12 protein-coding genes are annotated in these 15,579 nt (G+C 40.4%); 3 read left to right on the top strand and 9 right to left on the bottom strand.

Annotation, left to right across the window (positions count from 1 at the left end; genetic code table 11):
• Positions 1-38 precede the first annotated feature (38 nt).
• The 7 genes from PMAL9190_RS12075 to speA form a co-directional block, all read right to left on the bottom strand.
• Positions 39-770 carry an ABC transporter ATP-binding protein gene (locus tag PMAL9190_RS12075; RefSeq protein ID WP_087845416.1) on the bottom strand — a complete coding sequence of 244 codons (732 nt, stop codon included), beginning with the start codon at positions 768-770 and terminating at the stop codon, positions 39-41.
• Positions 763-2,037, bottom strand: coding sequence for an ABC transporter permease (locus PMAL9190_RS12070; RefSeq protein WP_087845415.1), 1,275 nt, complete (start codon positions 2,035-2,037; stop codon positions 763-765). The genes PMAL9190_RS12075 and PMAL9190_RS12070 overlap by 8 nt, the downstream gene beginning before the upstream one ends.
• 1 nt (position 2,038) lies before the next feature.
• Complete coding sequence (locus PMAL9190_RS12065) at positions 2,039-3,250, bottom strand: ABC transporter permease (RefSeq protein WP_087845414.1); 1,212 nt, start codon at positions 3,248-3,250, stop codon at positions 2,039-2,041.
• Complete coding sequence (locus tag PMAL9190_RS12060) at positions 3,247-4,530, bottom strand: TolC family protein (RefSeq protein WP_087845413.1); 1,284 nt, start codon at positions 4,528-4,530, stop codon at positions 3,247-3,249. The genes PMAL9190_RS12065 and PMAL9190_RS12060 overlap by 4 nt, the downstream gene beginning before the upstream one ends.
• On the bottom strand, positions 4,523-5,662 hold the full coding sequence (locus tag PMAL9190_RS12055; protein WP_087845412.1) for an efflux RND transporter periplasmic adaptor subunit: 1,140 nt from the start codon (positions 5,660-5,662) through the stop codon (positions 4,523-4,525). Before PMAL9190_RS12055 ends, PMAL9190_RS12060 begins: the two co-directional genes overlap by 8 nt.
• A gap of 294 nt (positions 5,663-5,956) precedes the next feature.
• Positions 5,957-6,874 (bottom strand): agmatinase, encoded by a 918-nt coding sequence (speB, locus tag PMAL9190_RS12050; RefSeq protein WP_087845411.1) that lies wholly within the window; start codon positions 6,872-6,874, stop codon positions 5,957-5,959.
• Positions 6,875-6,981: 107 nt separating this feature from the next.
• On the bottom strand, positions 6,982-8,901 hold the full coding sequence (gene speA, locus PMAL9190_RS12045; protein WP_087845410.1) for a biosynthetic arginine decarboxylase: 1,920 nt from the start codon (positions 8,899-8,901) through the stop codon (positions 6,982-6,984).
• Positions 8,902-9,667: 766 nt separating this feature from the next.
• On the opposite strand from speA, the gene PMAL9190_RS12040 reads away from it, so the two are divergent.
• Positions 9,668-10,576: a DUF808 domain-containing protein gene (locus tag PMAL9190_RS12040; RefSeq protein WP_087845409.1), complete on the top strand. Its 909-nt coding sequence runs from the start codon at positions 9,668-9,670 to the stop codon at positions 10,574-10,576.
• 96 nt (positions 10,577-10,672) lie between these two features.
• Here PMAL9190_RS12040 and PMAL9190_RS12035 read toward each other — a convergent pair whose 3' ends face one another.
• Together PMAL9190_RS12035 and PMAL9190_RS12030 are read right to left on the bottom strand one after the other, a co-directional pair.
• Complete coding sequence (locus PMAL9190_RS12035; protein WP_087845408.1) at positions 10,673-11,401, bottom strand: oligogalacturonate-specific porin KdgM family protein; 729 nt, start codon at positions 11,399-11,401, stop codon at positions 10,673-10,675.
• A gap of 104 nt (positions 11,402-11,505) precedes the next feature.
• Positions 11,506-13,059, bottom strand: coding sequence for a sulfatase family protein (locus PMAL9190_RS12030; protein WP_087845407.1), 1,554 nt, complete (start codon positions 13,057-13,059; stop codon positions 11,506-11,508).
• 396 nt (positions 13,060-13,455) lie between these two features.
• Here PMAL9190_RS12030 and agaR point away from each other — a divergent pair, with 396 nt between their 5' ends.
• Both agaR and kbaZ read left to right on the top strand, forming a co-directional pair.
• Positions 13,456-14,232 (top strand): transcriptional repressor AgaR, encoded by a 777-nt coding sequence (agaR, locus tag PMAL9190_RS12025; RefSeq protein WP_087845406.1) that lies wholly within the window; start codon positions 13,456-13,458, stop codon positions 14,230-14,232.
• A 49-nt stretch (positions 14,233-14,281) separates the two neighbouring features.
• Positions 14,282-15,577 (top strand): tagatose-bisphosphate aldolase subunit KbaZ, encoded by a 1,296-nt coding sequence (gene kbaZ / locus PMAL9190_RS12020; RefSeq protein ID WP_087845405.1) that lies wholly within the window; start codon positions 14,282-14,284, stop codon positions 15,575-15,577.
• The last annotated feature ends 2 nt before the right edge of the window (positions 15,578-15,579 follow it).

Below are 15,579 nucleotides of genomic sequence, written 5' to 3'. Positions count from 1 at the left end.
TGTTAATTATAATAATACTGGCGCTTTTTTATGTGGCTCTATTGGGAGTGATAGCCAGTTGCTTTGTCTGCGATGATTTGACCATCTTTAATGGTGATAATTCGCTTAGTGCGTTCCGCTAAACTAACATCATGAGTGACGATAATTAGTGTTCGTCCTTGTCGGTGTAGATCATTAAATAGCGCCTCAATTTCTGCTCCCGATTTAGAATCAAGTGCGCCAGTAGGTTCATCTGCTAAAATTATCTGTGGATCATTAACTAATGCACGCGCAATAGCGACCCGTTGTTTTTGACCACCAGAAAGTTGATTTGGTTTGTGATGCATACGCTCACCTAACCCTACTTGTTCAAGTAAAGCCGCTGCTTTTTGATGACGTTGCTTGGTTTTAGTGCCTCGATACACTAAAGGGAGGGCAACATTATCAAGGGCTGTGGCATAGTCTAATAAATTGAAACTTTGAAAAACAAAACCAATATTATGATTCCTAATTTTAGCCAGTTGATGACTGGTTAAGGCTGAAACATCTTCATTATTGAGTTGGTAGTCACCGCTAGTTGGAATATCTAAACACCCCAATATATTCATAAGGGTCGATTTTCCTGATCCTGAGGGACCTAAAATAGATAAAAACTCACCTTTATTGATAGTCAAAGAAACATTATCAAGTGCTTTAACAAGGTGCTCACCCTCACCATAATATTTACAAATATTAGTTAATGAGACTAAGGGATGCTGATTGTTGGAATCAATCGAGGGTATTTTACTCACTTTGTAGTGCCTCTAGTGGAGTGATACTGGCCGCTTTGTTGGCTGGAAACCAAGCTGCAACAATACCAACAACAATTAATGCAACCACAACAATAGCCATAACGCTAAGAGATAACTCCGGTTGTGGTTTGCCTAGATATATATATAACTCACTGTTCGTCATTGGTATTTTTTTGATTAACGCAATTAATCCGACTGTTAAACATAAGCCAATTGTGCCGCCAATCATCATGGTCAGCATCGCTTGAATGAGATAATGACAGCGAATGTTATTGGGAGTCGCACCAACAGCCATACGAATACCAATATCGCGCGTAGCACGCTTAACGCTGGCATACATCACATTGGCAATACCAATACCAGCAACCATCAGCGTAACAAACCCAATAATGCCTAAAAATGTTTGTAAACCGAGCAGAAAATTTCGCATTGATTCTTGATTAAGCAACATATCATCAGTTTGAACCAGTGTTTCATCATTGATATTAGCGTTATATTTTTTGGCTAAAACGTGACGAATCGTGACAGCTAAACGTTCTCGATTAGTATGTGGCTGCGGTTCAACGTTAAAGGCATTGATCGGTTGTTGAGGAAAAAAACGTTGCCAAGTTGCCAGAGGAACCAGAGTGGCATACATTGATTCTGATCCTTGTTCTATCCGTCTTGGAGCATCAAGTATACCGATGACGGTAAAATCAATATTACCTATTTTAAGTGTCTGGCCGATCGGATTATTATCAAGTTTTTTAGGATCACCATAATGATAAGGCTTGTCATTAAATAGCGTCATAGCGGTGTCTTTACCGATAATCACCACTTTACGTTGCTCACTCGTATCTGTAGGGTTAAACCAGCGTCCACCGGGTTCTAAGGTTAAATCATTAATTGCTTTGTAATTATTTTCAACCGCTAACACTTCAGTATAAGCGAAACGATCGCCTTTTGTGACGGGCTGATCCCATAAAGCAGAGGTTGAGACCCGCTTAACATCAGGTAATGTTGCTAAATTCTCGCGGTCAGATAAATGTAAATCAAATGCTTTGCCTTGAAAGAAACGCCCTTGTGTAATACTGGCTGTTCCGCCCGTGACATAAATAAGATCGCCATTACCGCTGGTGGTGCTTCTAATAAGTCCTTGGCGAAGCCCTTCACCGGTGGCTAACATGGTGCTTATACACATGGTTGACCATACAATCGCTAAAATAGTAAGACATAATCGGAGTTTTTCTGCAGCCATCTCATGCAGAATTTGTTGCAATGGAAACATGTTATGCCCTCGCACTTAATGCTATGACTGGCGTGAGGTTCGCCGCTCTTCTTGCAGGAAAAAAAGCAGCCAGTAATGCTAATATTGCAGTGATGCTGAGCGTCAAGAAAATCGCATTAGAGGTAAGAGCCGGTGTGCCTAGCCATTGCGGTAAGTGACTCATCACTAATGCCTTGACGATCAACCATGAGATGCTAAAACCGATAGCGGTTCCTAATATGACTAATACCGCACCTTCAACTAAAAATTGCGTCAAGATATGGGTTGGTGTCGCGCCAATCGCTAGTCGTACTCCAATTTCACGGGTACGCTCTGTCACCGATAAAAACATAATATTGGCAACGCCTAGTGCTCCTACGGCTAATGTCATAGCACCACTGGCTGCTAAAAATAATTGAATACCTCGAAATAGAGCTAAATATGTATTAGCGAAGTGGCTAAAGTCCGGTGCATTAATCGCTTGAGTATCTTGAGGATCAAACTGAAGCACATGAGAAAAATGTGTTTGTATCGCCTTTCGTAATGCTGCAAGTGAGACTTTTTTTTGCGGAGCAACAATCGCTTGTGATGGTGGGCCTTGCCAGATATCAGCATAAGTTACCGATGGAATAATGAGGCTTCGAGCTGGAAACGAATAGTTCTTTTCATTTTTAGGTACTACGCCAATAATGGTAAAAGGAATCGCATTAATTTTCAGTTGTTCACCAATAGTTAGCTTAGCTTGTTTTGCTAATCGCCATCCAATAATGGCGACGCGGCTGTGATTGCGCTGATCACTGATTGTGATTGGACGTGAACCTGATAGCAATTTTATACCTTGTAAAGGCAGATAATGCGTATCAACGCCGTTGACCACCGCCCGTAGTTTTATGCCTTTCATATCAGTGACATTGGGTTTCTTAGCTCTAAAAACAATCGCCAGCTGTTTTACTTGCGGTAATGTGGCGAGTGATTGATATTGTTTTTGTGTTGCATGAAGCACCCGTCGTGCCGGATAGCCTTGCCACGGAAGGGATGTTTGTCCCATCAACACTTTTTGATTATTGTCGATAAGCGATGACAATGATGTTTTATTGGTTTGGTAAAAGCCTTCACCGAGTGCAACTAATACTAATACCGAGATAATTCCCCACATAATCGCAATTATCGCTAATAAACTGCGAAGCCGATGCGCCATAATGGTTTGTAAAGTTTGCGCTAACAGGGTCATCATTGCTGCAGTGCCTGTGACAGTTGTACGATAGTTTTATCGTTTAATTGTCCAGTTAAGCTTAATAATTGAATTCGATGTAGCCAATAGGTATAAAGAAGATCTTGTAGGCTTTCTTTACTTTTATAGACCTTTTCTTGAATCTGAATAATATCAAGCGCGGTGGTACCGTCAGTGCCTGAGGTATAAATTATTTGTTTGGTCTTAAGTGCTTTGAGATCGGCTTGTAGCTTTTTACTACCAATATCAACTCGTTGCCAATCAAGATCTAATTGATTAAAGCGAGTATTAATATCATTGGTTAAATCCAATTCAACTTGACGCAATTGTTGCTGCGCAATTTGGACACCAACTTTAGCTTTACCGACTTGTGAGCGTATTTTGCCATTAAGATCAAGGGGCACATTGAGGGTGATGCCAGTGTTAAGGTTATCACTATGGCCATTAAAATCATTGCTGTAGCTAATATTGCCCGATAGGTTAGGGTAATAGTCTGCTTGTTGTTGCTTCACTGCGAGTTTAGCCTGACGCAGTTGTTGCTGGGCAGCAAGAAGATCAGGACTATTATCTTGGGCCAACTTTAGCCATTGTTGCTTGGTGTTTTTTTGTAATGGTGGTCGATGTAAATTCTGACTATTAATTTCATCAACATGCTGTGGCGGTTGGTTAATCAATTTGGCCAGAATGGCTTGTTGCTCTGCCAGTAATGATTGCTGACTTAATAAATCACTATAGGCACCAAAGACATTAGTATTGGCATCATCGACTTCTGTTGAAAGAATAATACCGGCCTGATATTTTTTTTGAGTCAAGGTTAATAAATGTAATGCATCTTGATGTTGTTCGCGGGTAATACCAACAGCCACTTGAGCCTGAGCAAGTTTAAAATAGGCATCAATAACACCATAAGCGAGCTGATTTTGTTCTTTTTTTAGTTCTAGCTGAGCATAAACGACCTCAGCTTGCGCTTGATCAAGCGCAAGCCATGAACGACTGTCCCAGATAGATTGGTTTAAGGTAACCGTATAGCCTGAGGGTTGGGTTGCATCGTGATCAGACCATGTTTTACCTGCTGTCGCTGATAAATCTGGCAGTAACGCACTTTTAGCCACCTCAGTATCAAATTGGCTTTGCTCTTGTTCTAGTTGTTTTATTTTATAACTTGGATTGGTATTTTTAGCAGCAATCCACGCTTGGTTGATTGTTATTGCATGGCTTGTTAGGCTCCAGCAACTTAAACCTGCCGTCATTATTAGTGTTGTGACAATGCGTACTTTAGTCATTGGTATCACCTACTGTACTGGCATCTATCAGTGATTGCTTGGTATCAATGCCTGTTTTAATTTCAACATTAATACCATCAGATAACCCTAGTGTTACTGGTTGGTAGTGATAGCCTTGTTCTGAATCATCAGGGATTAAAACTTGTGCCGTATCGCCATCAAAATGCAGAGCGCGCTCTGGTAATGTCATTACATCATCAGCTTTACTTAAGGTGATCTCTGCTGTTGCTGAAAACCCAGATCGTAGCACCATGCCCTTAGGGAATTTGATTTGGCTTACTTCAACGGCAAAGCCATTATCAAAACTTTGTTGCTGTTGATTAGAGCTGGCATTATTGTCATTAAGTTTTTCTGACTGCACTGCGACTTTAGTTAATACACCTTCAACTTTTTTTTCAGGGTAAGGTGATAAGGTTAATGTGACGGGCATTCCTTCTGATAATTGTGCCGCATCATGCTCACTCACGGTACCCTTAAAGATAATATTACTCATGTCTGCCATGGTCATAATTTCAGTTGCGGCTTGGTTTGATTCTGTCGATATAATCGGTTCACCCACGTCTACTTTAATATCAATAACCGTACCTGTAATTGGGGCGCTAATGATCGAGGTTAATTTGACATTACCAGCCGTTGATTCGCCTCGACTTTTTAAATCCATATCTTGTTGGCTTTGTTCAACTGTTGCTTGAGCGGACTTGAGTTGAGCCTTGCTTTTAATATAATCGCCAAAATTAGCCGGAATAATATTTTGTGCCACTAAACGTTGGTAGTTTTGTAAGGTTTTTCGCGCAAGTTCAAGATCAGCCTGACTTTTGAGGAGATTAGCATGAGCAGCTGTAAGGTCTTGAGGGGTCGGGTTTGGACGTAATTTCACTAATGGGCTATGAACAGTTACATGTTCTCCAACTCGAACATAGATATCGTCAATAATACCACCGATCTGAGATTTTACCTTTACAACCTGTGCCGGCATGATTTCACCCACAGCAACGGCTTGTTTTTTGATGGTTGCTTGTTTTACGGTGAGTGTCGTAAAGCTGTGCTGCGGTGGTGAATGGGTAGTGGAATAATATATGCCACCTAAACTAATAGAAGCCAATGCCGCAGCGGTTATCCAGCGTTTTTTCATATTAACGTCCAACAACAAGGTAAAAATAGAATGAGTTGGTCAGTAGGTTTTCTGATTTCAGATAATTATGTTAAGAAATTGGAGCCTAAACTGATAACAAAATAAAGCGATAAGATAATCAAATATTACCACTGCATTGTTAATTCTTCGTAGTTTATTTGTGAGAGGATTAATGAAAATGTTGTTGGATAACGGAGCGATGTCAGGTTTTTTACTATAGATGTAACGTTATTGTAAGCTTGGATTAGTATTTTGCGCTGTAAAACCAGCGCAAAATAGGCTTAAATTAGTCTGTTATTGTTTTTTAGTTGCCCACAGATGTAATAAATCGGTAGCAATGGTCGCTGCCGCAAGTGCTGTAATATCGGCATGATCATAAGCAGGTGCAACTTCAACCACATCCATTCCAATAAGATTAATCCCTTGTAAACCACGAATAATTTTCAGTGCCTTATCTGAGCTAATGCCGCCACAAACAGGCGTCCCCGTGCCAGGGGCATAGGCAGGATCTAAACAATCAATATCAAACGTTAAGTAAACCGGCATCTCGCCAACAGCGGCTTTAATGTTTTCAACAATCTGCGCCACACTCCAATCATTAGCGGTATCGGCAGAGATAACATTAAATCCTAGTGTGTCACTGTGTTCGGTACGAATACCAATTTGCACCGAATGTGTCGGGTCAATTAAGCCTTCCTTTGGTGCATGGTAGAACATCGTGCCATGATCAAACTTACTGCCTTGATCATAAGTGTCAGTATGAGCATCAAAGTGAATTAATGCCATTTTACCAAAACGTTTCGCATGAGCGCGTAATAATGGTAACGTGACGAAGTGATCGCCACCAAAAGTAAGCAGCGTTTTTCCTTGCTCTAATAAGCCTGTAGCATGTGCTTCCAAGCGCTCGCACATCTGAGCTGCATCACCACAATCAAACACTAAATCACCGCAATCGGCAATTTTAATGGATTTTAAGAGGCTAAAATTCCATGGCCAGCGTTTGCCTTCCCATGCGAGATTCGTTGATATTTGACGAATAGCCCCCGGCCCCATGCGACTACCAGAACGGCCTGTTGTTGCCATATCAAATGGCACTCCAGTGATAATAACATCAGCGTCTGACTCCATTGGTGCAAAGTTTAACGGTTGACGTAAAAAGCCAAATGCGTTGGCATATAAAGAGTAATCTGGGTAATTAGCTAGTGTTGCCATGGTTTTCTCCAACAACAATATTACAGGGCAAAAGGCCCACTAAAAGTCCTATCACTGCTTAATTGTAGTGATAGGGTGTTCAAAATAGGATGACTATTTTTTAAGTCTTAAATTGCGCGAACATCTTCTAGGTAGGTATATCCTTCAAGTCCATCTGCCAATTCTTTGAGAATACTCTCACGCTCATCTTCAGCGAGGTGTTGCTGTGCCATTAATTGGTATTGGCGCAGAAACTCATTTGAATCTAAGTGTACATAACGCAGTACATCACCGACGTTGTCACCACGATCAATTTTTTCGATGTAATAACCACCATCAGCAGTACAACGCACCACGGCGGTATCGGTATCGCCAAATAGATTATGCATATCACCTAAAATTTCTTGGTATGCGCCAACCATAAAGAAACCAATGCGGTAGGGTTGTTCATCACTCCATGTTGGAACCGGAAGTGTGCTTTCTATACCTTGGTTTTCAACATATTGGTCAATCGCACCATCTGAGTCACAGGTGATATCAAGAATAATCGCTCGACGTTCTGGAGCTTTATCTAAGTTACTTAATGGCAAAATAGGGAATACTTGCTCAATACCCCATGCATCAGGTAGTGACTGAAACAGTGAGAAATTAACAAAAAATTTATCTGCTAAACGCTCATGTAACTCATCGAGTAATGGACGATGAGCACGATTTTTAGCTGATAATGTTTTTTCAAGCTGGTGACATAAACGTAAACTCACTTGTTCAGCCCAAGCTCTATCAATAAAGCTGATCATGCCAACGGCAAACAAAGAGTGAACTTCAGCTAAATCGCTTTGGTTATCATGGTAGAGCTCAACCAATGAACGGTGATCGGCGTTATCCGTCAGTTCTTTCCAAGAGCGCCACATATTGTGCAAAATATGCGGTGCATCTGCTGCTGGTGCTGAAATCGATTCTGGTTTATAGCTTTCAATACCAACCACATCAGTGATTAATACCGCGTGGTGAGCGGTTAAGTTACGACCTGATTCTGAAATGATACGCGGCATTGGCATCTGGTATTGTTGGCAAATATCACCTAAGACATAGACCACATTATTGGCGTATTCATTGATGCTGTAGTTCATTGAACAACTGCTTTGGCTGCGTGTTCCTTCGTAATCAACGGCTAAGCCGCCACCAACATCAACGGTAGTGATTCCAGCGCCTAATTTCTTCAATTCAGCATATACACGACCCGCTTCACCAACACCATTACGGACATCGCGAATATTGGCAATTTGTGAGCCTAAGTGAAAGTGTAATAGTTGTAAGCAATTAAGCATTTCACGTTGGCGTAATTCTTCAATTACGGTTAATACTTGTGATGCTGATAAACCAAATTTAGACTTTTCACCACCACTTGCTTGCCATTTACCTTTACCTTGAGAAGCTAAACGTGCACGTAGTCCTAAGCGTGGTGTAACACCTAGCTCTGCCGCTTCTTGTAAAATAATTTTTAGCTCAGAGAGTTTCTCAAGGACGATGTAAACTTCGTGGCCAAGTTTCTCACCGATTAACGCTAATCGAATGTATTCGCGATCTTTATAGCCGTTACAGACGATGACAGAACTTGCCTCTTGCGCCATAGCAAGTACCGCCATAAGTTCTGGTTTACTACCTGCTTCTAGGCCTAATTGACGCTGCTGTTTAGCATATTGGCTGGCTAATATTTCACTAACGACTTCTTGTTGCTGGTTAACTTTAATTGGGTATACCGCAAGGTAGTCGCCTTGATAACCGTAATTTTCAATCGCTTGGTTAAACACGCTGCATAAGCTATCCACTCGATGGTGAAGAATATCAGCAAAGCGCACTAAAACAGGTAACGATGCGCCAGCTGCAATTAATTCATCAGCAAGCTGCGATAAACCGATAGCATTGGCTGGGTTATTTACATCGGGACGGGCAACAACGGATCCGTCTTTTGCAATATCAAAATAACCTTGGCCCCAATAAGGTGTATTATAAACGTCACGGGCATTATTAATTGTCCAATCACTCATTGTTTAATCTCTTCCTGAGCGAAAATACGGTAGCCATAAAAGACAGGTGCATAACATCCCTGCTTGGCTGCAGTAAATATCGAAATAGTGTGGTGACTGACACGATAACGGTCAGAATAAATGTACGTTGTTATTGAAATCTAATCGCGCAGATTGGCGCTATAGCATTTTCAATTACAAGCGACTGGGACTATCTGAGCTGGAATCGTCATTACAAGTCATGAACAAACGCATTGTTCTTCTTGATAGGTGAGGTTTGGCTTTGGTTGTTGCGTTGTCGCATACTTTATTGAGGCTAAAAAAAGCCCTCGAGTATAATGCGGCGAGAGTTTTCATTGTCATTACCCTTAAAGGTCGTGCTATTACAACAAGCACAGTATGACAGGGAATAAGAATGCCCGATGCAATCTCAGTCTACACCTCAAACCAATAATTGGGTGCGTTGCGATTAGACAATTGAATGGTTTTTAGTGCAAACAAAAAAGATTTGTCGTTATGATTAATTTTAGTTGTTACGATTAAAGGTGAAGATTAAATATAGAGTAAGCATAATAACTACGTATATATTAGCAATAATATATACATCACTCGATATATAACCAATTAAATTTATTGATATAAAAAAAGTTTCCCAATATTTAATATTAGCGAAATTAATAGCCAATAAATGTAATGTTAGTACGTAAAAGTGTATAAAAGCAGCTATTACGTTTATAAATATGAGATTGTTAATTTGCCCTTTAGAGGGTGATTAAAGGAGTGTTTAGTGGCTGGTGCAAGTTTATTAACTTTGCTTGATGATATCGCAACCGTACTTGATGATGTTGCCGTGATGACCAAAGTCGCTGCGCGTAAAACCGCAGGTGTTTTAGGTGATGATTTAGCATTAAATGCGCAACAGGTTACTGGTGTGCGTGCTGAGCGTGAGTTACCTGTAGTGTGGGGCGTTGCAAAAGGTTCATTTAAAAATAAATTAATCTTAGTCCCTGCGGCGTTATTAATCAGTGTCGTGGCGCCATGGTTAATTGTGCCGATGTTATTATTGGGCGGTTTATTTTTATGTTTTGAAGGCGTTGAAAAGATTGCTGAAAAATTATTTCATCATGATAGCGATGTCAAGCCACAGCAAATATCGGCAGAGAATGTTGATTTAGTCGCCTATGAACGTGAAAAAATAAAAGGAGCAATAAGAACCGATTTTGTGTTATCGGCTGAAATTATTGTGATTACATTAGGCACAGTACAAGATCATCCCTTTTTAACTCAAGCTATTGTGGTGAGTCTTATTGCGGCGGTAATGACAGCAGGTGTTTACGGTTTGGTTGCAGGGATTGTTAAGCTTGATGATGCGGGTTTGTATCTTGTAAAACATAGCAACGGAGCTGGATTTAAGCACAGTTTTGGCTCGTTATTGGTCAATGTTGCGCCTTATTTAATGAAGACATTAGCCGTAGTTGGTACTATTGCGATGTTTTTAGTCGGTGGTGGTATTGTGGTTCACAGTATTCCGCAAATACACACCGTGGTTGAACAATTAACTCAGCAGCTCACCTTTTCTGGATCTCACACCATTGTGCCGCCGTTATTAAATGGTGTCGTAGGTATTATTGCCGGTATTGCAGTGCTGGTGGTAGTGAGTTTAATAAATAAAATTCGTGGTAAGTCAGCACATTAATTTATTATTGTTAGTGTGCTAAATCAGCAAGATATAAAATCAAAAATGCCAGTGATATTAAGCACTGGCATTTTTTTTATGATCTATTTTACGTTATTACCACGTGTATTTAATACCCATACGGTAACGTGTTTGACGATTGTCTGTATAACGACTTTGGCTAACGTTCCCCACTTCTACGAAGGGGCGCCACATTGTGCCTTCAACGGTTTTGTAGGTGTACATTAAACGGAAGTTATGCAGGTAGTTAGTATCTTTATTATCGAATTGTGGTAGTGCATCGCCTTCCATTTCTTTCCAAATTTGGAACTCATATTGGAAGTCCCAATTATTGGTGTTGTAACCTAGCCAGAAATCAACTTCTTGAATTTTAGAAATATAATTTTGTTGATTAAGGTTTTGTTGATTGTAATCCCAGAACTTCCACTTATAACGACCTTGAACACGAATACCATTATCAAAACGATAGTTTAAACGTGCGTAAGGTACATAAACTAAACCTTGCGAGGTGAAATCGAGTGAAAGGCCACCGATGCCCATAATGTTATCAGTTAACTTTTTGTAGTAATATGCTGAAAACTCAGAGCCGTTCATTGTCATACCATCAAACATGGTATTGAGTTGATCATTGTTATAACGCGCGTCTAATTCAAAACCAATATTCTTACCCGTATCTAAAAATGCTTTTACGCGATCGCCATGACGATTAGTACCATCACGATATTCATGGCGATATTCAATAGTAGTTTTGTAATCGTTGGCATAGCTAAAACTTGTCGCAGATAAAAGGGTCGTTGCAAGGATTACTTTAGTGATGGTATTCATTGATTGTCCTTAATTTAATATGAGTTATGTCGCGCTTTCTCTGTTAAATAGAGACAGCGTTAAATTAATAATAAAAAGATCTATTACAGGTTATTTATGAACGGCTATAAGTAAGCATTGGCGCTGTGTGCCGGTACGGTTGTTGGTCGCCATGGATCGCCAGTGTGTTCAAGCCATGGTATTAATTCTTCAGTAATTAATTTGTCGATAAGCATTGGATTCGTAGCAGCAATATTTTCCATTTGGTATGGGTCAATTTGATTGTCATGCAATACATAAGTCAGCGGCTTACCAATTTTTCTATCAATCATTAAGGTATAGCGTTGCGAGCGAATGCCACGTCGTCCATATGATTGGCCGCCATAGGGCATAAAAGTGTAAAACTGTGATGTTGGTTTACTATCACCGTCAATGCCACGGAGGGTATTGGCAAAGTTAGTGCCTTCAACGGTATCTGGGATGAGATTTTCCATACCCATTAAGCCCAGCATGGTTGGGTAAATGTCAGGAGCTGAAAATAATAAATCATTTTGTTGTGGGTTCAGCTTACCTGGCCAACGGAAGATCATTGGAATACGCATTGCTTCGTCATAGTGAACATTTTTGGTTGGGTTACCGTTTGAACCCATACAACAACCATGATCAGAGAAGAACACTACTAAGGTATCTTCAGTAAGGTTGAGGCGATCTAATTCATCAATAATGCGTCCGAATTGCTCATCAACACCATTAACCATTGCCATATATTGTTTAAAATACTGCGGGCCATAACCTTCTTGGTAAGATTTATCCCATTGCACATTAGGACGGGTATTTAATTGTTGCGATGTTTTACCACTAAAGCGATCTAAATACTTTTGTGGTACTTGATCATAAGGCGAATGGGGGGGATTCATCGAAACCACAAGCGTAAATGGTTGATCTTGCTTACGGTATTGACCATTTTCATTGCGTAGATATTTAATTGCGATATCCGCTTCGTGCTCAGGGCTCCACTGATTAATCCGCAGAGGTTTATCGCGGGTTGTGTCATTGGTCCAGTACATTGGCGTCATGTGCTTGTCATAGGTGCCATAGGCATACCAGAAATCAAATCCATGACGACGATCTGGTGCAGTCCAATCATTCCAATAACGTCCTTCAGCAGGATTATTGTAGCTAGGGATAAAAGGGGCTTGTGGCGCATCTAAGTGCCATTTGCCGATATAACCCATGCTATAGCCTTGTCTTTTTAGAACATCAGACCACGTCAATGTACTTTTCTTTAATTCAATCCCGAAATCTTTACCACCAAATTGGCCTTCAACACCTGTGTGGCTATTACCTTGAATACCATTACGGTAAGGGTATTGCCCAGTCATTAACATGCCACGGAACGGAGTGCATAGTGGAAAGTTTGATACAGCTTGGCGTAAAACGGCACTTTGACGTGCAAATTTATCAATATTGGGTGTCATTGATGGATCTTGTTGCATAAAACCTAATGCTTGAGCACGAAATTCATCAGGAAATATGATGACTAAATTAGGTTTTTTAAGTGTTTTTTGTGAGCTTGCTTTTGAAGCCGTTGCCGCTTGGGTATAACCCGCAGATAAGGTTGCAGCAACAGCACCACTAGCTGCCATACCTTTTAGTAATCCTCGACGTGATATAGACATCAACAAATCCTTATAAATTGAAAATATATAGTACTAGAGCATAAGCTTTTGAGTTGCTTCGGATCGTAAGCTAATGAAAGTTTCTTGACTGTGTAATCGGTCACATAAAAGAGATCGAAAGCAAAATAATGTAATTACTGATTAATTTGCGATAAATATAAGAGAGATGACGCGGTATTTTATAAATTCAAGCTATGAATAGTTGGTTTATTGACTTTCGTTCTATATGATAGAAGGACTTACGTAACCTTACGTAAGATTTCATCGAAAGATATCGAAAGAATGTGAAAGAGATCAAAAGTTTTGTCTTGTCGCATTGTGGCTTTGTTTTTTAAGTGTAAGATTATTTCGAAATCAAATGAAAGAGATTTTGTTTGATTTCACAAGGAGACAAAAGTGAAAAGTGCAATTGAAAGGCGAATGGAAATCGTCAACGTGGTGAACCAAGAAGGAAAAGCCCGTGTCGAGGATCTCGCAGAAAAATTTAATGTATCAAGTGTCACGATTCGTAGTGATCTGAGTTTCTTAGAAAAGAATGGTTATGTAGTGCGTTCTCATGGCGCAGCTATTCCTAACTCAGGTGTGATTGCTGAATTAACCATTCATGAAAAGCGCCGGCATAACGCAGGAGTTAAGTCGCTCCTGGGCCAAGCCGCTGCCAAGCTTATTCATGACGGTGACACTGTCATTTTAGATTCAGGGACAACAACCCGCGAAATCGCAGCCAGCTTAAAAAGTATGGAAAATGTTGTTGTCATGACCAATGGTCTGGATGTGGCAATGGAGTTAGCTTCAGCACCGGGTGTTGAAGTATTAATGTCAGGTGGCGTACTTCGTAAAGAAGCGTTATCTTTTTCAGGCTCTCAAGCCGAAGCTGGCCTCAAGAACTTTCGTTTTGATAAAGTTTTTCTTGGGGTTGATGGCTTTGATTTACGAGCTGGTATCACTACACACAGCGAGCAAGAGGCAAGCCTCAACCGTTTAATGTGTGAAATTTCTGAACAAGTGATTGCGGTCGCTGATTCGACAAAGTTTGGTAAACGTAGCTGCCATATGATTCGTGAGTTCGGAAATATTGATATTTTAGTAACAGATGCGGACATTCCTGAAGATTATTTAGCTGGTCTTCGTGAAATGAAAGTAGAAGTTATTATTGTTGAAAAAGAGCACTGACTGATTAACTCCATGATCACATCACAGATGATGATTGTGGAGTTAATAAATGAACACCCTACAAACGCTTGTCCAACGTCATAAAGCAGGTGGCAATAATGGTATTTATGCTGTTTGCTCTGCACATCCGCTCGTTATTGAAGCGGCATTTGCTCAAGCGTTGGATGATAACTCAGCTTTATTAATCGAAGCGACGTCAAATCAAGTAGATCAATTTGGTGGTTACACCGGAATGACACCGATTGATTTTCGTCACTTTGTATTAACGATGGCTGAACAATTTCATTTCCCTACCGATAAACTGATTTTAGGTGGTGATCATCTTGGTCCTAATCGCTGGCAGCATCTAACAGCTGCTGAAGCAATGATGAATGCCGATGATTTAATTGCTACTTATGTCGCTGCAGGCTTTAAGAAAATCCATTTAGATTGCAGCATGTCTTGCGCTGATGATCCCATTCCTCTCTCTGATGATACCGTTGCGGAACGTGCTGCACGTTTAGGTGCAATTGCCGAAAAAACAGCATTAGCAACTTTTGGTTATAGCGATCTTGTGTATGTCATTGGTACTGAAGTGCCTGTCCCTGGTGGTGCAGCAGAAACGTTAAATACGGTGGAAGTGACGTCACCACAAGCTGCAATGAAAACAATCGAAACTCATCAACGTGCGTTTGCTGCTGCAAATATAGCTGATTGTTGGACACGTGTGATTGGATTAGTGGTTCAACCTGGGGTTGAATTTGATCATACCGGTGTTATTGATTATTGCCCAGAGAAAGCGAATACGCTCAGTGGTGTGGTTGATAGTTTTCCTCACATGGTATTTGAAGCGCACTCGACAGACTATCAAACCCATGCCGCTTATCGTCAATTAGTTCAAGACCACTTTGCTATTTTAAAAGTGGGCCCAGCATTGACCTTTGCTATGCGTGAAGCGCTATTTAATTTATGTGAAATTGAAGCAGAAATTATTCCTAAAGCACATTGTTCTAATTTACGTGAATGTATTGAAGCGCAAATGTGTGAAGCGCCACAGCATTGGCAAAAATATTATCACGGTAATGAATCTGAACAACGCTTCTCACGCTGTTTTAGTTTTAGTGATCGTATGCGCTATTACTGGCCTGATAGTGTTATTAACCAGGCGCAAGCCACCTTATTTAGAAATTTATCTCGAGTAGATATTCCGTTACCCCTTCTTAGTCAATATATGCCACAGCAATTTCAACATCTGCGTGAAGGTTTAATTTCATCAGATCCTAAAGCATTGGTATTAGACACAATTCGTCAAGTTTTACGTGCTTACTCGCAAGCATGTACTGGAAAATTAATCGCAGAGGTTTAAAC

Origin of the sequence: Photobacterium malacitanum (assembly GCF_900185615.1) — a bacterium.
GTDB lineage: Bacteria > Pseudomonadota > Gammaproteobacteria > Enterobacterales > Vibrionaceae > Photobacterium > Photobacterium malacitanum.
Note: the sequence above shows the minus strand (reverse complement) of the source record. Positions and strands in the feature narration are given on the sequence as shown.